General features: G+C 63.2%; 26 protein-coding genes. All 26 read right to left on the bottom strand.

Annotation, left to right across the window (positions count from 1 at the left end; genetic code table 11):
- Nucleotides 1-30: 30 nt before the first annotated feature.
- The 26 genes from IC37_RS01220 to IC37_RS01345 all read right to left on the bottom strand — a co-directional run bounded on the left by IC37_RS01220 (nt 31) and on the right by IC37_RS01345 (nt 24,084).
- Nucleotides 31-1,071, bottom strand: a complete 1,041-nt coding sequence (locus IC37_RS01220) for a phage late control D family protein (protein WP_030130865.1) — start codon at nt 1,069-1,071, stop codon at nt 31-33.
- A gap of 72 nt (nt 1,072-1,143) precedes the next feature.
- Nucleotides 1,144-1,353 (bottom strand): tail protein X, encoded by a 210-nt coding sequence (locus tag IC37_RS01225; RefSeq protein WP_030130864.1) that lies wholly within the window; start codon nt 1,351-1,353, stop codon nt 1,144-1,146.
- Nucleotides 1,328-2,173: a phage tail protein gene (locus IC37_RS01230; protein WP_030130863.1), complete on the bottom strand. Its 846-nt coding sequence runs from the start codon at nt 2,171-2,173 to the stop codon at nt 1,328-1,330. Before IC37_RS01230 ends, IC37_RS01225 begins: the two co-directional genes overlap by 26 nt.
- Before the next feature lie 9 nt (nt 2,174-2,182).
- Complete coding sequence (locus IC37_RS01235; protein ID WP_030130862.1) at nt 2,183-4,690, bottom strand: phage tail tape measure protein; 2,508 nt, start codon at nt 4,688-4,690, stop codon at nt 2,183-2,185.
- A 132-nt stretch (nt 4,691-4,822) separates the two neighbouring features.
- On the bottom strand, nt 4,823-5,140 hold the full coding sequence (locus IC37_RS01240) for a phage tail assembly protein (RefSeq protein ID WP_030130861.1): 318 nt from the start codon (nt 5,138-5,140) through the stop codon (nt 4,823-4,825).
- 11 nt (nt 5,141-5,151) lie between these two features.
- Nucleotides 5,152-5,655: a phage major tail tube protein gene (locus IC37_RS01245; protein ID WP_030130860.1), complete on the bottom strand. Its 504-nt coding sequence runs from the start codon at nt 5,653-5,655 to the stop codon at nt 5,152-5,154.
- Between the two features lie 12 nt (nt 5,656-5,667).
- A complete protein-coding gene (locus tag IC37_RS01250) occupies nt 5,668-6,828 on the bottom strand; it encodes a phage tail sheath family protein (protein WP_030130859.1) in 1,161 nt (386 codons plus the stop codon).
- A gap of 67 nt (nt 6,829-6,895) precedes the next feature.
- Nucleotides 6,896-8,473: a phage tail protein gene (locus IC37_RS01255; protein WP_030130858.1), complete on the bottom strand. Its 1,578-nt coding sequence runs from the start codon at nt 8,471-8,473 to the stop codon at nt 6,896-6,898.
- Nucleotides 8,474-8,527: 54 nt separating this feature from the next.
- Nucleotides 8,528-11,362: a hypothetical protein gene (locus tag IC37_RS01260; protein ID WP_030130857.1), complete on the bottom strand. Its 2,835-nt coding sequence runs from the start codon at nt 11,360-11,362 to the stop codon at nt 8,528-8,530.
- Nucleotides 11,343-11,870 (bottom strand): hypothetical protein, encoded by a 528-nt coding sequence (locus IC37_RS01265; RefSeq protein WP_030130856.1) that lies wholly within the window; start codon nt 11,868-11,870, stop codon nt 11,343-11,345. Before IC37_RS01265 ends, IC37_RS01260 begins: the two co-directional genes overlap by 20 nt.
- Entirely contained in the window at nt 11,867-12,505 is a 639-nt protein-coding gene (locus IC37_RS01270; RefSeq protein ID WP_030130855.1) for a phage tail protein I, read from the bottom strand. Before IC37_RS01270 ends, IC37_RS01265 begins: the two co-directional genes overlap by 4 nt.
- A complete protein-coding gene (locus tag IC37_RS01275; protein ID WP_030130854.1) occupies nt 12,498-13,388 on the bottom strand; it encodes a baseplate J/gp47 family protein in 891 nt (296 codons plus the stop codon). The genes IC37_RS01270 and IC37_RS01275 overlap by 8 nt, the downstream gene beginning before the upstream one ends.
- Nucleotides 13,385-13,711 (bottom strand): GPW/gp25 family protein, encoded by a 327-nt coding sequence (locus IC37_RS01280; protein ID WP_030130853.1) that lies wholly within the window; start codon nt 13,709-13,711, stop codon nt 13,385-13,387. The genes IC37_RS01275 and IC37_RS01280 overlap by 4 nt, the downstream gene beginning before the upstream one ends.
- Nucleotides 13,712-13,715: 4 nt before the next feature.
- Entirely contained in the window at nt 13,716-13,922 is a 207-nt protein-coding gene (locus IC37_RS01285) for a hypothetical protein (protein ID WP_051414840.1), read from the bottom strand.
- Between the two features lie 56 nt (nt 13,923-13,978).
- Entirely contained in the window at nt 13,979-14,560 is a 582-nt protein-coding gene (locus IC37_RS01290; protein WP_030130851.1) for a phage baseplate assembly protein V, read from the bottom strand.
- Complete coding sequence (locus tag IC37_RS01295; RefSeq protein WP_033864917.1) at nt 14,557-15,105, bottom strand: hypothetical protein; 549 nt, start codon at nt 15,103-15,105, stop codon at nt 14,557-14,559. The genes IC37_RS01290 and IC37_RS01295 overlap by 4 nt, the downstream gene beginning before the upstream one ends.
- A complete protein-coding gene (locus IC37_RS01300) occupies nt 15,080-15,460 on the bottom strand; it encodes a hypothetical protein (RefSeq protein ID WP_030130849.1) in 381 nt (126 codons plus the stop codon). Before IC37_RS01300 ends, IC37_RS01295 begins: the two co-directional genes overlap by 26 nt.
- A complete protein-coding gene (locus IC37_RS01305) occupies nt 15,460-15,774 on the bottom strand; it encodes a capsid cement protein (RefSeq protein WP_030130848.1) in 315 nt (104 codons plus the stop codon). The genes IC37_RS01300 and IC37_RS01305 overlap by 1 nt, the downstream gene beginning before the upstream one ends.
- Before the next feature lie 69 nt (nt 15,775-15,843).
- Entirely contained in the window at nt 15,844-17,910 is a 2,067-nt protein-coding gene (locus IC37_RS01310) for a ClpP-like prohead protease/major capsid protein fusion protein (RefSeq protein WP_030130847.1), read from the bottom strand.
- The gene (locus tag IC37_RS01315) at nt 17,891-19,381 is read right to left on the bottom strand and encodes a phage portal protein (protein ID WP_033864919.1); all 1,491 of its coding nucleotides are present in this window, start codon (nt 19,379-19,381) and stop codon (nt 17,891-17,893) included. Before IC37_RS01315 ends, IC37_RS01310 begins: the two co-directional genes overlap by 20 nt.
- A gap of 5 nt (nt 19,382-19,386) precedes the next feature.
- On the bottom strand, nt 19,387-19,602 hold the full coding sequence (locus IC37_RS01320) for a hypothetical protein (RefSeq protein ID WP_030130845.1): 216 nt from the start codon (nt 19,600-19,602) through the stop codon (nt 19,387-19,389).
- The gene (locus IC37_RS01325) at nt 19,593-21,653 is read right to left on the bottom strand and encodes a phage terminase large subunit family protein (RefSeq protein ID WP_030130844.1); all 2,061 of its coding nucleotides are present in this window, start codon (nt 21,651-21,653) and stop codon (nt 19,593-19,595) included. The genes IC37_RS01320 and IC37_RS01325 overlap by 10 nt, the downstream gene beginning before the upstream one ends.
- A complete protein-coding gene (locus IC37_RS01330; RefSeq protein ID WP_030130843.1) occupies nt 21,616-22,170 on the bottom strand; it encodes a terminase small subunit in 555 nt (184 codons plus the stop codon). Before IC37_RS01330 ends, IC37_RS01325 begins: the two co-directional genes overlap by 38 nt.
- A 186-nt stretch (nt 22,171-22,356) precedes the next feature.
- Entirely contained in the window at nt 22,357-23,097 is a 741-nt protein-coding gene (locus tag IC37_RS01335) for a hypothetical protein (RefSeq protein ID WP_030130842.1), read from the bottom strand.
- Between the two features lie 17 nt (nt 23,098-23,114).
- A complete protein-coding gene (locus IC37_RS01340; protein ID WP_030130841.1) occupies nt 23,115-23,438 on the bottom strand; it encodes a phage holin family protein in 324 nt (107 codons plus the stop codon).
- Nucleotides 23,439-23,694: 256 nt separating this feature from the next.
- Nucleotides 23,695-24,084, bottom strand: a complete 390-nt coding sequence (locus tag IC37_RS01345; protein ID WP_030130840.1) for an antiterminator Q family protein — start codon at nt 24,082-24,084, stop codon at nt 23,695-23,697.
- Nucleotide 24,085: the final 1 nt, after the last annotated feature.

The raw sequence follows: 24,085 nt of genomic DNA on the forward strand, positions 1-24,085 counted from the left end.
CCGCCCGTAGGCGGTCAGAGAAAAAGGGGATCACAGCGGGGAAACGACTCTCAGCGGCGTGGCGGGCTTCTTGCCTTTAGCCTTGGCCTTGCCCTGCTTGCCGCCGTTGCATTCAACGGTGGTCGACCAGCCGGACTGGGTGAATACCTGCTCCAGGGAATCCACCAGGTACTCACCATCGAGCCCGACCTTGAAGCCCGAGGCGTTAATTACCCGCTCGGCAAACAGGTCGGTACGCCCGGGCATTTCCAGGCGCACGGCGGCAGTCGAGCGGTTGAACGCGGCCAGGCGTGCCTTGACGGCCTGCTCGGCGGCGGTCTTGTTCGGGTGAATATGCCGATCGGTATGCACCGGCGGCAGGCCGTCCGGTGCGTCGGCATTGCCCAGGCTGACCACCGTCAGCTTGCCGGTGGCCTGGTCCTGGTACTGGGCGTTAACCGCCTGGTGGGTCGAGCGATCTCCGAGGCGGAATGAAAAGCGGCTGACATCGGCCCGGGTGATGGTCACGACGCCAAAGGCCTTGCCGCTGGCCGTGATGCCACCCTGTCGCGGCATGACCAACAACTTGCCGTCCGCCACCTTGGCGGTGCAATCGTGCTGCCGGGCCAAGCGGGTGATGAAATTAAAATCCGATTCGCCGAGCTGGTCAGCCCGGGGCACGATCGTGCCCACGGTACAGGCCGGCTCCCAGCCGTTGCGCCGGGCGACGGTGGCCACGATCGCCGCCAGGCTGACGCCTTCCCAGCTGCCGTTGCGGGTGGTCTTGCCACTGCCGCGCATGTCGCTGGCCTTGCCCCGGATCACCAGGGTATCCGGTGGGCCGGACAGCTCGATCTCGTCGACCGAGTAACGCCCCAGGCGCACCAGGCTGGTTTCGGCATAACCTAAATAGATTTCGATGCTGGCCCCGCGCTCGGGTAGCGACACGGCGCCGTCACGGTCATCAATGCGCAACTCGAATTCGTCCGACTCCATACCGGGCTTGTCCAGGGTGCGCAGCAACAGCAGGCGGTCGTTGATCAGGCGGGTAATGTCGCTGCCGTTGGCAACGATACGAAACAGGGGGGTCATGGCGGCTCCAAGAAAAAGCCCCGCACTTAGGCGGGGCTCGGGGGAATTTCAACAGGTCGTTACACGTAACGCTTAGGACCACAACTGGATCACCTGGTCATCGCTGGCCCGGGCCAGCTCGGGCAGCACGATCAGCAGCCCGCCGCGATACGGCTGGACCTCGACCGACAACCCGGGGTTGGCCTCAAGGACCGCCTCGACGCTGCCGTCCAGGTGGCCGTAATAGTTGTGACAGAGGGTGTACAGCACGTCCCCGTCAGAGGTTCTGCAGGTCCTCGCCATAGCGGACAAACTCCAGGGTAAAGGCTTGTTTGCGCGGGATACCACCCTGCAACAGGGCGCTTTGTTCTTCCTCGATACTGGTCAGGCACCAGTCGCCCAGGACCAGCCCGTAACCGGTAGTCAACCCCAGCGGCAGCAACTGGTTGCCGATGCTGCGCAGGGTGTCCAACTGCTTGAGCCCGCCCTTGTGCCCGGGAAAGATCGCGCCCTTGAGGGTCATTTTCTCATCGCCGATGCCGACCGCCTGTTGCGCCTGGCGCCGCGTCAGCCGCTCCTGGCTTGCCCAGCGGAACGCGCTTTGCCGACGCAGCTCGTCAAAGGCGGCCGTGTCCAGGTTGAAGTAATACGGCTGCGCGCTGGTCTTGTGCGGCTGAAGAATCAGCAGGTGCGGAAAGGCCTTGATCGCCTCCACCGCCGGCGTTTCGTTCGGGGCAAACACGCTGGTGGGCAGGATGTCGCCCAGCGCCGGATTGAGCTTGCCGGCGATCTGGTTGATCGCGCTTTTGGCCCGGGCCGCCTGCACGCCCAATACGCCCAAACGCTCATCGATCTGCGAGACGGCGCGCGTGGCCTGGTTGTAGACCGCCACCACCCGGCCGACATTGGCCTGGGCGGTGCTGATGCCGCGCATCACCCGCTGTAGTTTCTCGCCAACGATCGGCCCCACGATCGGCAGGCTTTCCAGCTCCGACGCGGCGCCGGTGATTTCGCTGATCGCGCCGTTGACCGGACCCAGCATGCCGTCCAGGCTGCGCCGCCCCGCCTCACCGGCCGACGCCAGATAACCGAGGGTGCTTTGCATCTGTTCCATGTAGGCCATGGCACCTCCTTACCCGACGTGCGGGCTGTCGTACAGTTGGCGAGCATTGGCCCGGCGGGCCGAGTCTTCCAGCTCCCGCGAAAAGTCGCGGAATCGGTCCTGTAGCATCGTGTCCAGCTGGCGGGTCAACTCAGCCGGGTCCTTAACGTCGCCCTGGATCGCGATCGGCATATGCGGGGCAAAGGTGATTTTCTGCTCGATCGGGGCCGGCTTGATCTCCGGCTTGAGCAACAGCGGCGATGGTGGTTGCGGCGGGCCCGTCTGCGCCGTCATCGAGCGCACGACATCCCCCGGCGCCGACTCACTGCCAAACAGCGACTTGGCGAACGTCGACTTGCCCAGCATCGCCCCCAGCGATTCGCCCCCCATCGCGCCCAGCATGGCGCCGACCATGCCGCCCACCGCCGTGCCAAGGATGGGCACCACCGAACCGATCGCCGCGCCGGCGGCCGCACCGGCCATGCTCCCCGCCAGGCCGCCGGCGGCGGCGCCGTACCCTTCGCCCTTTTCGTCGTCGGTCTTGGCCGTGTTGAACGTCTCAAAGGCCTTGATACCCGCCTCAAACACCGCCTCGCCCGGGAGCGCCTTGCCCAGCTTGCCCATCTTGCCCACCGTCCCGGCCACATCCCTGAAGCCCAACCCGGCGGACGTCGACGGTGCCGCCGGGGGTGGTGGTGGCGCCCCGGGGCGCCGCGACCGACGCGGCGCGCGACGACTGCCGCCCCCCGTACCCGGCCCGCCGAAGTCCCCGGCGTTGACCACAAACACCTTTTGAATGTGCGCGGCGCCGGCCGTTTCGCCCGGCTTGCCCCCGCCCAAGGCATCGCGCCCAGTCCGGCCGGTGTCCACCGGATCACGGCGTGCGCCGGCTCGCGGCGCCGGCGAATCGGCGTCCGGGGCCCCGCCGTCACGCGCTCCCAGCCGACCCCGGCCGACGTTGAACACGCCCCGGCCGATCTTGATGGTTTTCAGCACCGTCATGGCCGCCAGCGCACTGGCGCCCAGGCCGGTCAGGCCCATGACCAGCATCGGCGACGCATCGCTGATGCTGGTAATGCCCTTGGCCGCCGAGGTCAACCCGCTGGCCAGCGCGTCAGTGGCGGGCCGAATCGCATCACCCACGCTGCGCAACGCATCGTTGCCCGCTTGCAGCGCCTCGTTCCACTTTTGCGACGACGTATCGCGACGTTCGGCCAGGTTCTTATCGAGAATGCCCGAGGCGTTACCCGCATCCTTTTTCAGCTGGTCATACAAGGCCTTGTTCTGCACGTAGGCGGCCAGCGCCGACTTGACCTGCATGTCCGCGAAAATGTCGCCGGTGCGCAGCATCTGCTCCAGGTTGGCGAGCATTTCCTTGGCCTTGGCCGGGTCGGTCTCCTTGTTGATCTTGGCCGTCGCCTCGGCCATTTCCCGGGCCTTTTTCGGGTCGGTGGTTTCGATGTACTTCTTGGCCAGACCGAAACTCGCCTCCAGCGTCGACATGCCGTTTTGAATGCCGTCGTTGAGCGACTTCTGGTAATCAATGCCGGCGTCCTGGTAAGCCTTGACCACATCCCCGGAACCGATTTTTTCCATCCAGTTCTTGAGGTTGTTGGCCGCCTCATCGGCGCTGCCGGCGGTCTTCATTTGCACCTGGAGCATCGAGCCCAGTTGCGTTACCGCGTCCATGCCGGTGATGCCCTGCTTCTGCATGCCGGCCAGCAATTCCGGGAACCAGCGCGCCATGTCGCTGGCCTCAAAGCTGCCCGCCTGGCCTTGGAAGGCGACCGCCTCCAAGGCCTTTTCCAGCTGCTTGGGGTCGGTGATCTTGGCGTTGCTTTGCAACGCATAAATCATCTTGGCGGTGTCGACCCCGGTCGAACCCTGACCGACCACAAACTTGGCGGCCACCGGGGCGAACTCCAGCGCCTGGCGCAGCTCCATGCCGGCGCCGACCAGCTGGTTAACCACGTTGGCCACGTCGTTGCGGCCCATGCCGACGTCCTGCGACGTCTGAATCACCCGGCGCGACATCTGCGCTTCTTGGTCGGTCTTAGCCACCCCGGCCTTGATCGCAATGTCCCGGATGATCGCTTGATAGTCCGCGCTGATCTTGGCCGGGATCGCCACCACGCCGGCGCCGACAGTGGCCTGCGCAATGCCATTGCGTAGCCCCTGCTTGCCCTGGTCAATCTGGTGGCGCCCCTTGGCCTGCAACTCAGCGCTGCGCCCGGCCCGGCCCAGGCGGTCATACTCCCGAGCCAGGCGGCCGACCTCGATGCCTTCCTTGCGCAAGACCGTGAGGTTGTTTTCCAGGCGTCGTAACAGCCCGGCGGCGCCTTTTTCGCCCGCGTCGTGGGCCTTTTTCCACTCATCGCGCAGGCGCATGGTTTCGCCGATGGTGCTTTGCAGCACCCGCGCTTTTTTGCCCTTGTCACTCAGTGTCTTGACGCGGTTTTCCACGTCCCGGAATGCGGCGCCCACGGTCGAGCTGACCGCACCGCCGATCACCAGGCCGAGCGCCATCTTGTTTGCCATAGGAATGCCCTGTTACGCGTAACGAGAGGGAAGGCTCAATCCGTGAGCCACCAAAGCATGCGGTCGAACCGCATGGCTTCGATTTCGCTGGCCGAGAAATGGAACTCTCGGGCCAACTGCTTGGCCACCGCTTTAAGCGTCGTAGGGGTAAGGTTCATCATCTTCGACCAGGCGAAAATAGCCGGCCTGAATGCGGTTGTAGTCCACGATCGTCAGCGCCTCCAGGTCCTTGGTGCCGGCGTCCGCCAGGGTGGCAAACAGGATCAGCTCGCGCTTTTCCGCATCGCCACCGGCTTGCAGGGTGGCGGCGCGCAACTCGGTCACCGTGGGCGAGCGCAGGCTAACGCGCTGGACTTTCACCTGGTTGATCTCCGAAGCGGTGCGCAAGGTGATGTTCGCGCCCTCATCGGTCAGTTCCAGCCAGCTTGGCATTTTCTTGGCAATCGTCATCGTCTTAGTCCTTAAATGCCCAAGGCGGCGCGTTCAGCGGCCAGTTGATCCACGCCATCAATGACGCGTACGCAGTTGACCGGGTCGATTTCGAACATCACCCGGCCGTCGATTTCCAGCTTGTAATAGGTCACGGAGACCGCGTATTTGAACTCGGCTTTTTCGCCCGCCTTCCACTCCCCCGGATCGACTTCACGCAGGCCGCCACGCAGGGTGGCCACCACCGCCTTGGTCGTGCCCTTCTGACCCTTGAACGCGCCCCGGAACGAAGCGTTAAAGCCGGTCTGATCGAAGGCGCCGAAGTGCTTCAGCACCTCGCGGCGCACGCCGTTGGTGGTAAAGCTGGCCTCCAGTTTCTCCAGACCCATGTCCATGTCGATCGGCGCATCCATACCGCCGGCGCGGTATTCCTCGACCTTGACCGAAAGCTTGGGCAAATTCAGGCTCGGGACATCGCCTTGCAGGCTGATACCGCCGACGAACATGTTGGTGTTGTGCAGTACTTCAGGAATCATGTGCGCGCCTCCTTAGGCTACGTCGAGAACTTCGGTCATCCACTGGTTGGTTACCTCGACTTCGAAAATCGGGTTTTCCGCCGGCGGCACATCAGAGAAACGAATCGACCAGACCACCTTGCCCTGCTCGATCTGGGTCGCGGTGTTGCGCTCGGGGTCGGCAAAGACCTCGAAGTTGATCACCGCGCCCTGGGCCTTGAGGTCGCGCATAAAGGCATTAAGGCCTTCGGTCACTTCCTTGATGTAAGTCTTGGTGATACCCAGGTCGACCGCCCAACGGTGGCCCGCCTGAATCGCCGCCATAACCATGTCCACGGTGCGCACCCGGGTGACAAACGACCATTTCGCGTCGCTGGACAGGGTGCGGTTGCCCCACAGGCGATACCCGCCGTCGCGAATGATGGTGGTGATCTTGGCGTTGTTGAGGATGTTGGCCCGGCACGACGGATCGTTGTCCAGGTACTCCACGGCGCGGCCGGTGCCGGTGATGCCGGCGACTTCCTTGTTCGACGGCGACGACCAGAAGCCATAACGCGCATCGGTCTGCGCGAACAGACCGGCCACCATGGCCGAGCCTGGCAGGATCTCCTCCGCCTCGGTGGTGGTGTTCCAGCGCTTGATGCCCGGGTCGACCAGGAACAGGCGCTTGCCGCTCAGCTCGGTGGCGTAGGCAATCGCGGCCTCGTCGGTCGTGCCCGGACCGTCGACGATGCCGATCGCCCCCAGCTTGCCCACCAGCACGCCCATGGCCACGGCCACCGCTTCGGTCGCGCTGTGCTTGGGGGCCACGACCAGGCGCGGCTGAAGGTTGAACAGGCTCTTGCCGTCCAGCAGGGCTTGCAGGCCGGTGCGCTTACCGTTCGCCTGGACACCGCCGATCACTGCGCTGGTCACCGCCGCCGCCTCGCCCGAGGACGTCACCCCAACCGCCACAATGGCCGCCGCTGCCTGGTCAAAAATCGTCAGCGCGGCCTTGGTGATCGGCGAGTCAGCACCAAACGCGGCCACCGCCTCGCGGGGAGTGGTCAGCAGGGTGGGCACGTTGTCCTCAACCAGACCCAGCCCCGGGGTAAAGGTGTCGACTAGGCCGATGATCGACGACGACGGCAAACTGATAATGCGGGCGCCGGACTCGACCAGGCTGGTCGTGACACCGTGAAAGAAGCCACTCATAAAACGCTCTCCTAAAAAACGAAAAAACCGCCAGTCGGCGGTTGCGTGAAACGGGGTATTGCCTGAATTACATCGGGGTCAAGCGGTAGCCCACGGCGAGCCAGCGCACGCCGAAGTTCTGCACGTTCTGGTCATGCTCAGTGAAACTCAGGGTGAAGCCGGCGGTGGTCAATGAACCTTCGTTCATGGCACACGTCACCGTCGCGGCCGCCGTCCGGCCGCCAGCCAGTTGGGTAATCACGGGAATCAAAATAAAAGGTGCCGTATCAAAGCCCCAGTTGAAGCCGAACGCCACATTCCACATCCCGCCGGGCATGTCCCCGAGTTCGCGGACACCCCATTGCACAAACAGCCCGGTGTTTTTATCCCACCAAAAACCATTAGCGCTGTGCCACAGCGACGCCGGCGACGCGGCGCCAATATTCGCCCGGGCCGACGCCGCGTCCCAGCCGCCGGTGCCACCGCGCCACAGCGGCAGTTGACCCGAGACCATGGCGCTGGCATCCAAGCCGGCCAAGGTCAAACCAATGTCCAGGTTCCCGGTGCCATCCATCCAACCCCCGCCCGTCGCCGCGCCGCTGAAGGTCAGCGCCCGGGGGTTCTGCCACTTGGTCGCGGACCCGGCGTTGCCGGTGGTGGGGCGGCTCAGGGTGCCGGTGGTGATCTTGCTCGCATCGAGCGCCGGAATGTCCGCCGCCGTCAGTGCCAGGCCTTCCACCACCAGGCCCTTGGCATTGACCCTGACCTTGCCGTAACTGCCGGCCGCCACGCCGCTGTTGCCCAGCGTCAAGTTGATGTCCACGTTGCCCGAGCCGTCGAACAGCCCATTGCCCGCCAGGTCGCCGCTGTAGCTGATCTTGCGCGCGGTCTGCAACTTGGTCGCCGTGCCGGCGTTGCCGGTGGTGTTGCGGTCCAACGTGCCGCTGGTGATCTTGGTCGCATCGAGCGCCGGAATGTCCGCCGCCGCCAGATTGCCCGCCGATTTCACCCGGCCTTTGTCGTCGACCGTGACCTTGGTGTAGGTGCCGCCGGCCACGCCGGTCTTGGACAGCGCCAGGGCAATGCTCAAGGCCGCCGTGCCGTCGAACTGACCCTGCCCCGTGGCGTCACCCGTGAGCGCGATGGTGCGCGGCGTCTTCAGCTTGCGCGCGCTGGCCGCTTCGCCTTGGTCGATCGCTTCCTGCACCACCCCGAGGGTCGCCGTGACCGTGTTCGGGTCGTTGATGATTTGCACGGTGGCCGTGCTGCTGATCTGGATCACCAGGCGGATCACCTGGGTGCGTCCGCTGCCCTGCTCGCGCACAGGTTTGTAGGTAGCCGGGTAGCTGGCCACCGCGATCAACAGCCCGGCGTCGTCGTACAGGCCGACCTCGCGCACCCACCAACCGCCCATCTCGGGCAACAGAATGCCCTCGGCGACGATCGCCGATTTTTCGCTCTGCACCGTCAACCGGTTGAGGCCGAAACGAAGCTTTTCGTTGATCAGCTTCTTTTGCAATTTCGACGGGAGCGGCGTCACCCCATTGCCATCCCCGACCGCCATCCTGGGGATTTTCCACGGCGTGCCGTTGGCAATGGACTTGGCCAACTGCGCCGCGCCCACCTCCGTCAGCATCGCGATATAAAGAATATCCTGCTCTGCCATACCTGCGCCTTGTCTTGAAGTCTGCGCCCGCCTGACCGGCCGGGCCTTGAATGGCTACGCCGGGAGCGGCGCGCCGTAGATGTTCGCCCCCGCCCCGAGGGTGCGGTACTGGATGTACAGGCTCAGGCCGCGCAGGATCTCCCCGGCCCAAAAGCCGAAGAACATGCCGTTATCGGTGCCCAGGCGTACCGCCGGCGACCAACTGCCGTTCATGGGCTGGCCCGGTACGGGCGTAACCACGTAGTGCTGTTGCAGCTCGCTGACGCAAGCCTCAATCAACACGTCCAGCTCTGCCACCTGACTGCCCGCCAAACCCGCCAGGCAGGCCCCAGCTAGCCACAGGCCGGACGTGTGTCCGGTGAAGTCGTCCGGCACCGGTTGCGGCACGCTGGCCATGGGGAAATCCGTGGGCAATACACCGTCGTGCGCCTTCACAAACTGAATCAACCAGGTGATCCAGTTTTCCGCGTAGGCGATCAGCTTGGGCGGCACCGGCTTGCCCTGGTGCACCAGCTCATACCAGGCGCGACAGGCGCCCATCATGGCCCGAGGCTGGTAGCCGCTCCAGGCGGTGCCGGTGCCCCAGTGGTGCATGGTCCAGGTGTCCGGGTCGCCGTACTTGTAGTTGTCCCAGCGGTTCCACACGTAGGCCGAGGCGCCCGGGCCGAGTTGGCCGAACCGCTGCTGATACCATTGCTGCGAGTCGTACAGAAAATCGACCATGTGCTGCAGTTCGGCGCCGTACTGATTCAGCGGATCGACGCAGTAAATAAACGGGTACTGATAGCCCGGGTAGGGCATACCGTGCCACGCGCCGATCTGGTCGGCGCCCTCCGAGTAGATGTTGGAAAACGGGATCACCCCGGGGCAATAGGCCAATGAATCGTTGCGGTAATCGCGGATCGTGCAATCGCCCACCAACGCCCGAAACTTCGCCTGGCCGCTGACCGTCAACCGATATTGCAGCGTGTAGCCGTCTTCCTCGGCGAAGGCCGGCGGCAGCTCGTTAACGCAGTAATATTCAAAGGTCAGGTTGGTATCCGAGGAATCCATCAAAATGCTGAATCCCTCGATCTGCGAATACACCGGCGCCGCCGGATCAGGCCGCCCCGCCGCGCCCGGCTGATAGCTCGACAGCATCGCGTCCTCCGGTCGAATCTGCAGGGTGACAAAGGCGCCGTCAGTCGGCGGCAGCATCCACCACCAACGCCAGCCGTCGTCATCGGAAAAGCGCAAGTTGAAATAGCCGTCCGCCCGATAGGTGATGCTGTGCAGCGGCGCTTTTTCGCTGGCCAGCAGGTAATGCCCGATCGAGTACCAGCCCTCATCATTGGGGAAAAACGATTTCACCACCGTGCCGGCGCGCCCTTCAAAAATCGCCGGTTCGTAACCCTCCACCGAGACGATATCGTCCGAACTCGACACGGCGCGCAGGTCGGCCATGATGTACTCGCTGCCGTCGTCCTTGGTCAGGCGGGTGAACTGCGACAGCGGTATGTCGTGCGTCACCAACTCGACGCTGGACACTGACTTGGGCAGCGCACAGCCGTACTTGATGCCACTGCCCTCGGCCTTGTCCTGGGAAATGGTCAATTCCACCTTGGCCGTCAGCGGACCGTTGTTGATGTCGACGCCGCCGTAACAGGTGCGCACCAGCGAATCCGGGGCAATGCGAAACCATACCGATTGCTGCTCGATCGACACCTGGGCCGCCGCGTCGGTCTGAATCGTGATGTACCCCAGCGAGTCGCGGCCCAGCACCGGCGTGATCGCCTCCGGGTAGGTGAACTCATAGGAAATGCCATCGGTAAACGGCGTACCCGCCGTCGTGCTCTGCCGAAAAAAGCGGTCGGTCGAGTCGATCTGCGTGTACTCGTGCGCGGTAAAGCGGCACGCGTCCATGGCTTTCTTGTAGCGACTTTCGCCGGTGATCCGCCACAGCAGATAACAGGCGTCCATGTACCACTCTTCGCCGTCCGCCGCGTTGCCCATCTGGTTGACGCTGCCCAGTAGCGGCACATGCAGCGGCCGGTTGTGTTGCACCGCGTTACGCGGGATCAGGTAGCCGCCATGCTCGACCGGTTGCCGGGTCGCGTAGTTGAACTTGTGCACGCCGTTGACGCCGGTGTTTTTCAGCTGCACCTGGCCGCGTTCGGCCAGCGGATGCCCCTCCGACAACACGTCGCCGTCCAGGGTGATTTTCTGCCCGGTCCAGGCAATGATCCAGTCGACGTCATACTGCACGCCGCCCTGGTCCCAGTCGGTTGCACCGTCCGGTTTCACGCCCTGGACTGACGCGTTGATCGCATCCCAGGCCAGCACCCCGTCAAAGGCAAACGTGGCCTTGTCCAGGTACTCGCCCCAGTGCGGCGACCCATGTGGAATCGCCAGCGCGCCGTTGCTGAAGGTGAATTCCACGCCCTTGAACCCGCTGTGCGTGGGCTCGGCGACGTTGATCGGCCAGTTGGCCAGCACCGGCTCCTTGGCATTGACGATCCAGTTGGCAATCCGTCGTTGCGGCGTGTCGGGGATCGGTTGGCCCGCGTAGAAATACGCCTCATAGGCTTCCCAGTACCACACCGCCGCCTCCAGGTAACGCGGGTCCCGCGTGGCCAGGTAGGCATGCGCATAACCGAGGATCTGCAAGGACTGTCCCTCGGTGGTGCCGTCGCCGTTGGGCTGATACTCCATCTGTGAGTGCGCGATGAAATGCCGGTTATTCGCCAGCACGCCCTGAGTGTTTTGCACGTAGTGCTGCAGCGTGGCGTCGGTGGTGTCGCCGGTGTTGCGTTGCAGAAAGCGGTGGTGCCCTTCGATCATGCTCAGGGCACTGGCCAGCATGGATTTCTGGCTGGTCGGGCGCCGACTGTTAAGCGGGACTTGAAACATTGAACCAGCTCCCCTCATGTAAACCGATCAACTGCGCGCCGTCCCAGGTGAACGTCACCAGGTCGGCCGCGCCGGCTTCATACGCCAGCAGCGGCGGCCGATTGCCCGACCATTGAATGGCGGCCGGAAACGTCACCTGGTTGGCCCCGGTGCCTTGCACCAGGCGCACGGTAAACGACCAGGTATAACCCGCCGGCACCGCCGTATTGAGAAACGTCAGCGCGCAGTTCGGCTGATCCAGGGTCACGTCAAAGAACGACACCCCGTCGGTATAGGCCACGTCCAAGGCCAGCGCCGCGCCCGCCGAAGCGATCGCCACACGGCGCGGCAGCAACAGCCCGCCCACCAGATTGAGAATCATCCCGGACAGCGCCTGAAAGGTCGGAGTCGGCCCCGACTCGGTGTCGACGACCTCCCCGGCCGGCTTGTGCACGATGTCGTGCGCCACTTGCGCCGCCGCCTCCAGCAATTCGATGGCGGCGCGCTGGCGGTCTGAAAGTTCGCTCATGTAACCCTCATCAGTCCGGGTAATAGTTGGTTGCTGAAATAGTTCAGGTCGTTGGCCAGCATGATCAATTCAAGGTCGAGGAAGTCCCCCGCCATCAGCTCCGGCGACAGGATTTCGGTTTCATCGCCCGAGAACACGGCCGCGCCCAGGTGGAACACCCCGTTCGGGCTGTAGGTGATGCTCAGGCCTACCAAGTGCCGGCTGACCGGCTTGGTGTCGATGATCATCCGTTCCAGCTCGGTAATGCCGCGATCGCTCAGGCCGGTATCGAGCAACGCCAGGCCAAGGCTAAAGGTGCCCGGCGGCCCCATCGGTTCCAGCTGCCACCACTCGACAATTTCGATGATGTCGGCGAACGGCTCGACCACCTGGCGCAGCGCCGCGATCGTGCCCTTGCGCTTGTGAATCTCGAACGACGCGCGCACCGCCTTGCGCTTGATGTCCTCCGACCAATCCGGGTCCCAGCGGTCCACGCTGCGTTCAATGGCCAGCCAGGGCAGCATGTTCGCCGAGCAATTTTCCGGCGACTTGGTGTCGCGCAGCACGTCCGCCAGCCCCGGGTTTTCCAGGCCCACTTGCGCCAGGGCCTGCTCCAGCGGCGTGCGGTTGGACGGCAACAGGCTGGCATCATTCATCGGTGCCCCCGATCGTCACCAGCGAGCTGATGCAGTTGGCCGCCTGGTGATCGGCGATCACCACATCCGCCGCCGGTTTGATCAACTCGACCCGCTGCACCCGCGACACATGCAGCGCGGCATGGATCGCCGAGCGCCGAATGTCCCGACCCAAACGGCGCTGGGTGTTGATGTAGCGGTTCTTGGACGCGTTGGCCTCGATCAGGCTCAGTTCGTTTTCCGGCCCCGGGTACAGGTACAGCACCGCCTCAATCTCGTAATCGATCAGCTCGGCCGACTGCACAATCACCCGATCGCCGACCGGGCGAATGGTCTCGTCGCTCAGCGCTATGCGGACCTTGTTCAACAGGTCTTCGGTGGCGACGCCACCATTGAGCCGGTTGAGGATGCTCACCAGCACCGTGGCCGGGCTTGGACTGCTGGCCTTGGCATCGGCCACCCGACCATCGGCCGACAGCGCGTGAAACTCATAGGCGCCGCTCGGCCCCGCCACGGCCATGCCCTCGAACGCCAGCAGTACCCGCTCCATCAGCGAATCGTCTTCCTCGTACTGCGCCTCGATCGGCGGCACGGCCGTAGGGTCGGCCTCGATCACGGTCAGGCGCTTGACGTTGTAGTTGGCCGCCAGGTGATCGAGGTCGGACTTGCGCGCAAAGGCCACCAACTGCGCCTTGGCCGCGTCGTTGATCCGCGCCCGGGTCATCAGCTTTTCATAGGCCGCCCGCTCCAGCAGCTTGACCACCGGGTCCGACTCCAGGGCGGCGTTCCAGTTGGCACCCATCAGCCCGCGAAACTCGGTCAATGCCTGCTGGTAATACTCTTCATAGCTCAGCGCCTCGATCACGGTCGGCGCCGGCAAGCTGGCCAGGTCCAGAGTGCTCATGCGTCCACCTCTGTATCAATCTGCGAATCGTCGAAGGTGCCGCGCAAGCGAAAGCGCACTTGCCCATCCAGCACCGCCACCACCTGGATACTTTCCAGCACCAGGCGTTTTTCCCAGCGTCCCAAGGCGCGGGCCGCCTCGGCCTGCACCGCGCTTTTCCAACCGGCGTTAACCGGCAGGTCGACGAAGCGGCGCACCTTGCTGCCGTACTCGGGCAACATCACCCGCGAGCCCAGTGGCGTGCCGAGGATGTCGGCAATGGACTGGCGCAAATGCTCGATGCCCGAAATCGGCAACCCTGTATGGCGGTCCATTCCGATCATGGGTTTACTCCGGCAAGCGCTGGAAAGCCGGGTCTTTGTCGAGGAACGCCAGCGCCTCGGCGTCGGCACCGCTGACCGTGACTTTGCCGGCGGCTACCGCATGCTGTCGGCCACTGCTCATGATCAGGGTCCGCGACGTGAATGCGGTGTCCTGGTAAGTGATCGGCCGCGGGCTTTCCGCCTCGGCCTTGGGGGGAGTGGGATTGGCCACAGTTTTCTCCAGGTAACAAAAAGCCCGCACGCGGCGGGCTGGTTAAAGGGTTGCGTTTAGTGCTGATGGTTCGCCGTGTTGCCGGCGGTGTCGATGATTGATCCCCCGCCGAGAATGTCGGCCGTTACGCGTAACGCGCCATTGACCAACACGTCACCGTAAATCGTGACATCACCGTCCAGGGCGATCGCGCCGGACGTCACCACCACGGCGTTATCCGTCACGGTCGCGGCCGAACTGCCGACCTCGATTTCCACCGACCCGCTCGGCAAAACAATGCTGTAACGCTTGGCCTCCCAGTCGTAAGTCAGCGAGCCGCCATCGTCGAACAGCCAGCGCTCGACATGGTCGCGGCTGTCCGGGGCCGGTCCCGCGTTGCCGTACAGCCCCGGCACAAAGGTGCCTTGCGACACGTCACCGCTGGTACTGATCAGCACGCCCTGTTCGTTCATGCTGGGCACCCGCCAGTGCCGCGCCTTGCCCGCCGCCAGGCTGTGCCAGCGCACCCAGGCGCTGACCCATTCGCCGTCCGAGACCCGACACGCCGGCGGCACCGCTGCCAGGTCCAGGGCGACCACGTAGCACGGCTTGACCAGCCCGGCCAGCATGCGGTCATGCTCGGCGCCGGCGTAACTCATGCGTCCTCCGGCGCCACCAGCGGCGCGTCAGGATCAACCGCGCCCGGATGAATGGCGAACAGCAGCGAGCCGGGCGGCTCATCTTCCCAGGCCCATTCAAGTTCGCCAAAGTGCACGACTTGAAACCACTCGACGACCCACACGCAAAATTGCGCCAGCTCCGGCACCGAGCCGTCCGGCTGCACCTGGATATGCGTCGGCGCTTCCACAAAGTCCAAATCCCAGTGCTGCCCACGCAACACCACCGCCACGCGGCTGGCCAGAATGGCCGCTTGCAACGGCGCCCGGGTACGGGTTGCGTCGACCAGCACCGCCGCCTGAAACCGGCAATTCAAGGCGGTTTTGCCGGTGCCGGTGTCCGGTGCCGGCGCGGCCCCGGTCATCGCGAACAGTAACGCCGGCTCGCCCATGTCCTTGCCCAACTCGGCATAGGCCTCGACATGCTTGAAGGCCGGTATGCGCGCCTTAAACTCGGCCTCAATGGCCTCATGCAACGCCGTCAGTTCGCTGACAGCGGCCTCATCGGATGTCGTCTGCTCGCTCATTGTCCGCCCCCAGCACCAGGTCAACCATGCCCGCGCCATCCGGCTCAGGCCTGACCAGCTTGTAACGCCCGCCGCCGTCTTCGGGCGTCAGGTCGATGGTGATAAATGCCCCACGCGGCACCTTGGCGGCATCCACCGCCCGCACCGTGAAGGTGGGCTCTTTGACCTGGTCAGTGTTGATCGAGGCGCCCAGGCGATAACCGCTCGCCTTGGCGCCGATCTGCGCCCCGAGGAAAGGCGACGCAAACGCGCCGCGAATCGTCGAGCCATCGGCCAGGGTGGCCTGATCGCCGAGGCGATCGACCAGCACCGCGTCCATCCGCGCCGCCCGCTCGCGAAAGCGATCAGCCGCCATCAGGGGATCAACAACGCGGTGGCCATGTTGCTGACCATGTCGCTGGTCAGCTTGCCGAACGGCACCGAATCGGCGGTGGCCGGGGCCACCAGCACCCCGGCCTTGACGTTGACTTTCTGCCCCGTCGTCAGCGCGCCGCTTGCCGCCACGCGCCACTCACCACGGGTAAAGCCCACCAACTTGGTGCCGACCGGGCCACCGCTGATGGGGACCAGCACCAGGTCATTGATCACCACCGGCACGCCAGCCACTGCGCCACCCGCCGGCGCGATAAAGTCCAGGGTCTCGCCGCTGCTTACACCATTTTTAGCCATGTACCATTTCTCCTGTCTTCAGAAACAACAAGCCCCGCTCTAGGCGGGGCTTTGGGAACTGCTGCGCGATTAGGCGCCGTTCGACCTGTTCAGGCCGCGCGAATCCAGCGGCGCCACGCCGGCATCAATCCGCACCTTGGACGTCACACCGTCGATGGTGAAGCCCTGCTGCTGCTCCAGATACGGCAGCTCGACACCGTCCAGGTACGCCACTTCGATGGTGTCGCTGCCCTTCTTGGCCGCCATGTACCAGGCAGTCGCCGACGCATCGTCCAGGCGCGGCTCGGCGATCACATCGGCAAAGTTGCGGATCGGGTTGTCGATGCCGGCATTGGTGTCGGCACCCGGTACCGACGCCGAGCGGATCAATTGCTTGGCCTTGTCTTCCAGTGCCACCGGCACCAGCACGAAGGCTGGGCGGATGTTCAAGGTACGGGCCCGCTCTTTCGAGTCCTTATCAACCTGGCCTTTCTGCAGGGCCATGGCGGTCTTGGCCTTGCTCAGCGCATCGATCGACAGCGCCGAACCGGCACCGGTGAACAGGTTCTTGTGCGACGCTTCGAACAACGCCTTGCCGTCGCTCATCGTCGGGTTGTTGATCAGGGTGTCATACACCAAATCACCAATGGTGCCGCGTGCGGCCTCGCCCATGCGTCTTGGCACGGTGGTCAGCTGATCCAGGTCATCGTTGAGGATGGCCTGGCGGGTGATCGAGAACAGCTCACCGTAGGTGGCCAGGCGAATGGTTTCGCCACGGTCGCCGGTGGTGATGTACTTGTATTCAGCGCCCGGGCGCACTTCGCGCAGGCTGGTGAACTCGCCCATGCCGGCGCGCTTGGCGGTCTTGAAGTCGCTCAGGCGACCGGTTTTGGTCCACAGATGGAAGGTTTCGGCGGCTTCCTCCCAACCCTGCAACACCGACTTGGCGGCAATGTCGATCAGGATGTTGCCGAAGTCGCTGGAATCATGGGTAAACGCCATGCCAACCATCTGCATCGGGGCCAGCGAGCCGACCAAAATGCCGCGATCCTGCAACGACGCACGGGCCAGCTCGCGCAGGCTCATATGGTTATAGGCGTTATCCGCCTGGGCTTCGCCTTGGCCGGTACGGCTGACCAACGACGCCCGCACCGAATCGCCCACCAGGTTGCCGTTGCCGACATGGCCGGGGTGACGCGCACCTGGGCCGCCGGTCGGGGTAGTGTTCGCTCCCAGGGCGACCAGCAGCTTTTCACGGGCCACGGCCACGCTGCACTCCATGTCGTTCAGGCAGGTGTTGAGCAGCTCCGCATGGCCGGTACCAAAACCACCAAACGCCGCCGTGATTTCGTTACGGCGGGTGGTGTTTTCCGCCATCACCTGCGCCCGGATCTGCTCCGGGGTCAGGACCGAACCGCTGGGGGCCGGCGCGGGAGCGGGAGCCGGCGCCGGTGCAGGTGCAGGCGGGGTAACCGAACCGCGCGGGTTGAATTGAGCCTTGAACTCGGGGGGCATATTGGTGAACTCCTGAATGCGGTTGGAATTGATTTGGCCAAAGGCCGTGAGCGGATCGAGAACCTTGTCAGCGAAGCCGGCCGCCACCGCTTCGCTGCCAAACATCCAGGTTTCAGCGTTGAGCAGCGCATGGATGTCTTCGGCGGTCTTGCCGGTTTTGAGCATGTAGGCCTGGACCAGCGAGCCCTCAACCTGATCGAGCAGGTCGGCATACTTGCGCATGTCGTCGGCGTCGCCGCCCTGAATACCCCAGGGCTTGTGCACCATGATCGCGGCGTTTTCTGGAATGCTGATCACGTCACAGGCCATCAGGATCACGCTGCCCATGGACGCCGCCAGGCTGCCCACGGTGCCCTCTACGCGGGACGGGTGATGCTTGAGGATGTTGTAAATCGCCAGGCCGTCGAACACGTCGCCGCCCGGTGATTGCACGTACAGCTTGATCAGCGACACATCGCCCAGCGCCTTGAGGTCTTTGGCGAACTGCTTGGCGGTGATGCCCCAGGCGCCAATTTCGTCTTCAATGCGCAGCTCAGCGACACCGGCCGCCGCGCGCATGGAATACCAGCTTTGCGACTGACCACTGACGCCCGCGACCGACGCCCTGGGCGACAGCAGCGGCTTACTTTTCTTTCTTTTCATCGGGTTTGTTCTTCCCGTAGTACAGGTGATAGGCGTCCGAGCTGAAAACCAGCCCTTTCTCCCGGTTGGTTTGAATCTCCGCCGTTCGCGTGCGTTTAAGCTCCTGAGGGTTGCGCTGACGCGCCCGAGCCACCTCGGCCTCATCGGCGAAGCCCGCCTCCACAAGAATTTTCCAGGCGTTGGCCTCATGCACCGGGTTGATCCAGGGCATCACCGGCCCCTGATAGATCGCGCCGTAAACGGTGCGCGGATCGACGTCACCCGGCACTTTCAGCACGCCGCTCACAATCGCGATCCGCAACCACTCGCGGTACACCCGGCGACACCAGTAGTCGATGAATTCGTGTTGCAACAGGTCGTAACCCAACTGCCCCTCAACCAGCTCCTGACGCTGCGCCGAATAGGTGCCGTCGTAGCTGCGGGCCACACTGGAATAAGTGCCCCGGGTGCCGGCCGCCACCGCCTTCAGCTGACCGTTACGGAAGCCCTCCAGAAACGGGTTAGGTCGATTGCTTTCGATCATGCCGACGTCTTCGCCCGGCAACAGCGTGTCGACCACCACCCCTGGCGCCAGCGGAAAGGTCCTTTCCGGCGCCGTGGTCTTGGCGGGCACGAAGTCATCCGGCGTGCCCTTCTTGATGTACATGGCCAGCGCGGCACTGATCCGCGCGGCCACTCGCTCGCTTTCCTCGTAATCCTTGATATCCGCCAAACGGACCAACACCGCGTGCAACAACGGCTGGCCACGGTTCTGGCCAATCCGTTTGCGGTGCGCGATGTGAATCATCCGATCGGCCGGCACGGCCTTGGTATCGAGCGTCAGCCCGTAGCCCATGCCATCGCCCGGATGTTGCTTGAGCAGGTGAAAGGCCTTGACCCGTCGCCAGCTGTTGCGCTCGATGCCCTGGACAATGCCCTTGGCCAGGTCCGTGTAACTCCACGGCAGGTAATCGGGCTCCAGCAGCTCCAGGGCAAACGGCACCGCATGCAGATGCTCATAGTTGGCCACTCTGCCGATCAGCATTTGCGCCAGGCCTTCACCGTCGCGTAACCAGGTGCGACACATCAGGCGTTCCATCTGCGGCCGCGACAACTCGCCCGAGGTTTCCGGCGACAGCGACCATTCCGACCAGGCCGACTTGATCGCGGCGGCAAAGTCCAGGTGCACATCGCCGGCATGCGTCAGCGGAATGGGCTCGACTGAAATGCCTGGGCCACCCACCACGCGTTCCTCCAGGCGATCAAACAAGCCGGTGACAATGTCGTGATCCTCGTCCAGCTTGCGGCACTGCTCGCGCAGGGACACCGCCGCTTTCTGTAACGATTTATTCGCACTGCCTGACTGTTTTTTAGCCTTGTGCGTGCGGGTCACGTCCGCCGCTTCAAACGCCTGAATCACATTGCGCGCCCGCAAGCGCTGGGCCACAGCCCCGGGAAACACCGGCGCCAGGACGCGATCGAGCAGGTTCATGCGGCTCATTCAAACGTCGCCAGGGAATAACCCGGGCGCCCCCCGGCGGCGGCATTCTGCTGTGCCGCCAGGCGGCGCTCCCATTCCAGCCGACCCGCGCGAATCTGCGGCAAGTCGGCCATCACCTGCTTGCGGCCGGCGAACATAATTTCCTTGCCCTCCAGCACGGCCAATTCGGCCTCCAGATAGCGGTCGACCATCGCCTGTGCATTCACAGCCATGCGCCTTGTCCTGTAGTGATCCAGCCACCGGCAGGCGCCGGCTCAGCTGCGGGTTGAAGGTCCGCCGGTTCCGGCACGGGGGCCGGGGCGGTTGTCTCGATAGGCTCAGCGGCCGTTTCCAACTGCTCGATTTCCGATTGCTCGTCGTCGGGCTCGTCGACGGGCTGGGCGTGGGCTTGCGGCAGCCCCTTGGCCAGCTCGTCCAGGTCCAGGCCGAAACGCTGCTGACTGATTCGCAAGGCCGCGAGCACGTACACGAAGTTATCCAGGGCCTCGTTGCGTTTCTTGCTGGCATCCCAGCGGAACACCCGCCGCCCTTTAATCACGACCCACTTCTTGGTCTCGGACGTGAGCTGTTTCAGCTCGTCGTCGTCGCAAATGTCGTCATTGAGCGGGAAGTGCACGCAGCCAGGCACCGGCTGGTCGCCGTTGGGCGGCAACTTCAAGCGGTTGTAAATCAGCTCTTTGGCGTTATCCGTGCCCACCTCGGTCAGGTAGGTTTTGCTTTTCTTCTCTTTCTTGCGCGGCATGTTGGCAATGGGCTTGCCGTAGGTGCTTGCGCCGAAAATTGGAATCACCCAGTGCACGCCATGCTTGCGGCTCTCGGCCCGGACCTCATCGGAATAGTGGCCGCCGGCATCCCAGCACCAACGCTCGACGCCCATAACCTGACCATCGGCCCGCATGAACTGGCGATGCAGCTCGATGCCCACCTTGCGCCGCAACTCGACGCTGGCCGGGTCGCCATACAAGATGAACCGGTGTACCAGCCAGCTTTCCTCACCAGCGCCAAACGCCCAGACTCGGCCCTCATAGCGGTCATCTTGGGTATCGACGGAACCGAACAGCGCCACGCCTCGGCCAGGCACCTGCGCGTGATAGCGCTCGCGACGATCGCGCAGCTGCTCCCAGCTGACTTTCTCCGACTGGTCTTCCTCCCACACCTCGCCCAGGGTGGTGTTGACGAAGGTCTTGAGCTTGCCCAGGTCCTTGCCGACTTCCAGCCGCTCGGCCGCAATGTCGACCCAGGTGGTGAACGTCGAATAGATCGTCCAGATATGAAACGTGACCGAACGCGGGGTGTTGATCGGCTGGTCATTCTTGCCGAACCACTCCATGCCGTTGCGGGTCCAGATGCCGGTGTAATCGCAGATATACCGGCCGGTGTTCGACGCCTCGACCATCTCGTGATATTCGAAGGTGCCGCCCTGGCAGTGCTCGCACAGATACCAGGCGCTTTCGACTTCGCCCAGTTCGTCCTTGCGCCACTTGAGCCCATAGGGGTCGTCTTTGCCGCCCCACTTTAGGTATTGCTCGCCGCCACAGCAGGGCGGCTTGATGTGAAAGCGTAAGAAGTGCGGCGACTTCTCGGCCGCTCGGCTGATCTGGCATTGCCCGGCAATGCCCAGCGTGGAACCGCGTATGGATTTCTTGTAGGTCGCCCCCTCAAGGCGCTTGTCGCCCAGGGAAGTCGGCGAGCCCTCCCCTTCAATGTCGTGGTCGAATTTCGACAGCTCGTCGTAAATCACCTCGTCCGGGCTTTTCTCCCGGTAGTTGCGGGCCGCCTTGCCACCCAGGCACCACAACATTTTTTGGTTGTCGAAACGCTTGGCGTCTTGCGTGTTGTCGCTGTTCTTTTTGCCCGACCAGGGCGCCAAGGCCAGCAGCACCGGTACGTCACGAATCATCGTGTCGACGTGCCGTTTCATCAGCTCGTCAGCGTCGGGATCGGTCGGGCAGTAGCTCAGCACGTTGCGTTTTTTGTGCTGGATCTTGTAGCCGATGTTCGCCATCAACATCTTGGTGTAACCAACGCGGGCCGACTTGTGCAGGTTGAACACCCGGATCAGGTCGTTGCCCATGGCGTTGAGAATGGCCACCTGAAACGCGGCCGTCTCCCAGCGCCCTTGCTGGTAGGAGGATTCCGACGACAGATAAAAATGCTTGTCGGCCCACTCCACCGCCGTCATCGGCGGTTCTTTGTACAGCGAATCAAGTCCCCGGCGAACGGCCTCAGCCAGGCCCCTGATCCAGGGTGGCGATGTAGTCATCCAAAATCTCCGGTATGGCTTCGGACAACCCAACCGCCTCGTTACGCGTAACGGCAATTTCGCGCTCGATCCCTTCCATATGCCGGATGGCCAGGTCGGGATGTTTGCGTTTTAGATTCTTGGGAATGGTGTCCAGCTTCGAGCCCAACAGGGCGGACAAACGACCCAGGGCAAACACCATAAAACCCACGGGCACCAGCTCCTTTTCCTGGACCTGGTTTTTGCGCTCCTGGGCATCGGCCTGGGCCGACGTCAGGCGCAGGCGTTCTTGCTGCAAGCGGTAATCAATGAGCGGGTCGATGATTTCGCCGTCAGGTCCGGTCGGTTGTTGTTTGTCGCCCTGGTGTTTAAGCCGGTTATCCAGCACCGAACGCACGTCATAAAACGACTCGCGTCCGATCTTGGCGACCGGCTCGACGCCCCATTTATCAAAGGCCTGGACAGAAATATCCAAGCTTTCGGCCATCTGCTTTTTGTTAAGCCAGCCCGGCTTTCGTGCGATCGAAGTAATGGCCATAACTAAACAACAACCAACCTCTGAAAATGCCTCATACATAGCGAAAGAGCGGGGCCCGAATTACCCCCTATGCCCCACCCCCCCGGGAGGACCCATTGCCCACGGGCCAGCCCCGACCAAACCCCGACCGTCAAGCGAAAAACGCACGAAAACCGGATCTTTTCGATCTTTCTCGGGGTCGACGGGTCAGGGCCTGGCCGTGGCCATGGCTTGCCCCAGCGCGCCGGCAAACTCCTGGTCCTTGTTGGCCTTGACGATGTTTTCCGCGATCTTGAAGAACGGGAAGATGGTGCGATAACCCGGCGGGCCATCGCTGAAGATGAACACGGGTCGAACAGCATCACCCCACTTCGTGTTCATTCGCTCCCAGACACCCGTCTCATCACCGACCACACCACCAAAGAAGCGCCTATTGCCCTTGCTCATGCTGCGCTTGCTGTCCGTGGCGTTGGCCGCATAGCCGCGACCCGACTCGGCCGCGCCTAAACCGGACAGCACCTTGGTCATCGTCCCCCGCGATACGTTGCCGTACTGATTGAGGAACGATGCAGACGGCAGCGCATATTGGCCTGCCCGCATGATGCCGCGTGCGATCAGCGACTTTTCAAAGCGCTTATGCGGCCGCAAGCCACCGAACACCGCCTGTTGCAGGTAGGTGTCGGCCGGTATGCCTGACGTCCATTGGTCCTTGAAATAGACCTGCGCGGGCTTGCCCCTGGTCGTCGCTGCCTTGACAAACAGGCTATTGAGCGTGGTCGGGGTTGGCCGATCCAGGCGCTTTTTCAGCACCGACAACTCGCCTTCCTTGACCCGCTGGGCCAGGCGCGTCGCGGTGAGGACCAGAGCAAAGGGGATATGCCGCCGCTGCAACTCCATCGCCGACTTGGTCAGCGGTGCGTCATTGACGCCGATGTCGAGCTTGAACATTTCCCCCCCTCACCTCCCTATGAGTTACGGGAGTTAATACCGGCTTTCTTAGCCAGGAACTGGGTGTAAAGACCGCCCGCCACGTCTGCACCGATCACCGCAGTAACGATGCCTAAGCCAGCAGCCAAGTAGATGTTGCTCCACAGCGCCATCGCGAGCAGCAACGTGGCCATACCCAGTAGGCCAGACGCGAGAAAGCGCAAGGCCACTCTTTGGAGGATCTGCCGAAGCCCAAGGTCGGTTCCGGAAGCCCTTAGCATTTCTCCGGACAAACCGGCCATGCTCAATAACACCAACAGCCAAAGGGGGACATCGGCGAGAGCTTGATGCTCTGTATTCATCTGTAGTCCTCGAATAGGTCCGGCCTCCATGTCACTGTCATCCGCTTGAAGCAAAGAGCCAGGCATGGGGCCGAAAAACGAAAAAGCCCTGCTCGACGGCAGGGCTTATAAATGGGAACAAAAAACCCGACTCGATGGCCGGGTTCTTGAAAGCGTCTAGCTGCGTTCACAGCAATACACGCTGCTATAAAAACAAATCTATTCCGCGCGGAAAAGGTCTTTTTTCGGGTGGCTAAAAACGGTTTCGCTACTCACGTCAAGCAGCTGCTCTGATGTCACTCACAGCGCAGTCAATCCAAGCAGCCCCTGCCCTTGCCAACTCTCTGGCCTTGCCTTCGCTAATGCCATAGTGCTTGCCCACACGAACCATCGGCCATTTCGCACCGAAATATAGCCAGATTATGTCGCCCATCTGCTGATCTCGCAGTGACAACCTGGCAACTGCATGGTCAATCGCAATCGCCCAATCGTCCGTGATGCAATAGTTCTTGCTCGCCACCGGCTGTGCTACCGCTTGGCGCATTAGCGCGAGAGTCGGTGATGTGTAACCAGGCACTCCCATTCCATCCATCCGCCACCAGCCCCACTGCTCAAGTAGGTATTCGGTGTCTCCCAATGGTCGACCTGCCGGCTTTCGAATCATCATG

It is taken from the genome of Pseudomonas sp. QTF5 (assembly GCF_000512695.2).
Taxonomy (GTDB): Bacteria; Pseudomonadota; Gammaproteobacteria; order Pseudomonadales; family Pseudomonadaceae; genus Aquipseudomonas.

What these genes read in the sequence shown, in the direction of transcription:
- IC37_RS01335 (WP_030130842.1), bottom strand. Translation starts at nt 23,097, where the DNA reads ATGTTCAAGCTCGACATCGGCGTCAATGACGCACCGCTGACCAAGTCG.
- IC37_RS01230 (WP_030130863.1), bottom strand. Translation starts at nt 2,173, where the DNA reads ATGGCCTACATGGAACAGATGCAAAGCACCCTCGGTTATCTGGCGTCG.
- IC37_RS01255 (WP_030130858.1), bottom strand. Translation starts at nt 8,473, where the DNA reads ATGGCAGAGCAGGATATTCTTTATATCGCGATGCTGACGGAGGTGGGC.
- IC37_RS01240 (WP_030130861.1), bottom strand. Translation starts at nt 5,140, where the DNA reads ATGACGATTGCCAAGAAAATGCCAAGCTGGCTGGAACTGACCGATGAG.
- IC37_RS01265 (WP_030130856.1), bottom strand. Translation starts at nt 11,870, where the DNA reads ATGAGCGAACTTTCAGACCGCCAGCGCGCCGCCATCGAATTGCTGGAG.
- IC37_RS01260 (WP_030130857.1), bottom strand. Translation starts at nt 11,362, where the DNA reads ATGTTTCAAGTCCCGCTTAACAGTCGGCGCCCGACCAGCCAGAAATCC.
- IC37_RS01325 (WP_030130844.1), bottom strand. Translation starts at nt 21,653, where the DNA reads ATGACTACATCGCCACCCTGGATCAGGGGCCTGGCTGAGGCCGTTCGC.
- IC37_RS01310 (WP_030130847.1), bottom strand. Translation starts at nt 17,910, where the DNA reads ATGAAAAGAAAGAAAAGTAAGCCGCTGCTGTCGCCCAGGGCGTCGGTC.
- IC37_RS01315 (WP_033864919.1), bottom strand. Translation starts at nt 19,381, where the DNA reads ATGAACCTGCTCGATCGCGTCCTGGCGCCGGTGTTTCCCGGGGCTGTG.
- IC37_RS01275 (WP_030130854.1), bottom strand. Translation starts at nt 13,388, where the DNA reads ATGAGCACTCTGGACCTGGCCAGCTTGCCGGCGCCGACCGTGATCGAG.
- IC37_RS01295 (WP_033864917.1), bottom strand. Translation starts at nt 15,105, where the DNA reads ATGAGCGAGCAGACGACATCCGATGAGGCCGCTGTCAGCGAACTGACG.
- IC37_RS01225 (WP_030130864.1), bottom strand. Translation starts at nt 1,353, where the DNA reads ATGGCGAGGACCTGCAGAACCTCTGACGGGGACGTGCTGTACACCCTC.
- IC37_RS01305 (WP_030130848.1), bottom strand. Translation starts at nt 15,774, where the DNA reads ATGGCTAAAAATGGTGTAAGCAGCGGCGAGACCCTGGACTTTATCGCG.
- IC37_RS01290 (WP_030130851.1), bottom strand. Translation starts at nt 14,560, where the DNA reads ATGAGTTACGCCGGCGCCGAGCATGACCGCATGCTGGCCGGGCTGGTC.
- IC37_RS01330 (WP_030130843.1), bottom strand. Translation starts at nt 22,170, where the DNA reads ATGGCCATTACTTCGATCGCACGAAAGCCGGGCTGGCTTAACAAAAAG.
- IC37_RS01235 (WP_030130862.1), bottom strand. Translation starts at nt 4,690, where the DNA reads ATGGCAAACAAGATGGCGCTCGGCCTGGTGATCGGCGGTGCGGTCAGC.
- IC37_RS01245 (WP_030130860.1), bottom strand. Translation starts at nt 5,655, where the DNA reads ATGATTCCTGAAGTACTGCACAACACCAACATGTTCGTCGGCGGTATC.
- IC37_RS01220 (WP_030130865.1), bottom strand. Translation starts at nt 1,071, where the DNA reads ATGACCCCCCTGTTTCGTATCGTTGCCAACGGCAGCGACATTACCCGC.
- IC37_RS01320 (WP_030130845.1), bottom strand. Translation starts at nt 19,602, where the DNA reads ATGGCTGTGAATGCACAGGCGATGGTCGACCGCTATCTGGAGGCCGAA.
- IC37_RS01345 (WP_030130840.1), bottom strand. Translation starts at nt 24,084, where the DNA reads ATGATGATTCGAAAGCCGGCAGGTCGACCATTGGGAGACACCGAATAC.
- IC37_RS01280 (WP_030130853.1), bottom strand. Translation starts at nt 13,711, where the DNA reads ATGATCGGAATGGACCGCCATACAGGGTTGCCGATTTCGGGCATCGAG.
- IC37_RS01300 (WP_030130849.1), bottom strand. Translation starts at nt 15,460, where the DNA reads ATGGCGGCTGATCGCTTTCGCGAGCGGGCGGCGCGGATGGACGCGGTG.
- IC37_RS01340 (WP_030130841.1), bottom strand. Translation starts at nt 23,438, where the DNA reads ATGAATACAGAGCATCAAGCTCTCGCCGATGTCCCCCTTTGGCTGTTG.
- IC37_RS01270 (WP_030130855.1), bottom strand. Translation starts at nt 12,505, where the DNA reads ATGAATGATGCCAGCCTGTTGCCGTCCAACCGCACGCCGCTGGAGCAG.
- IC37_RS01250 (WP_030130859.1), bottom strand. Translation starts at nt 6,828, where the DNA reads ATGAGTGGCTTCTTTCACGGTGTCACGACCAGCCTGGTCGAGTCCGGC.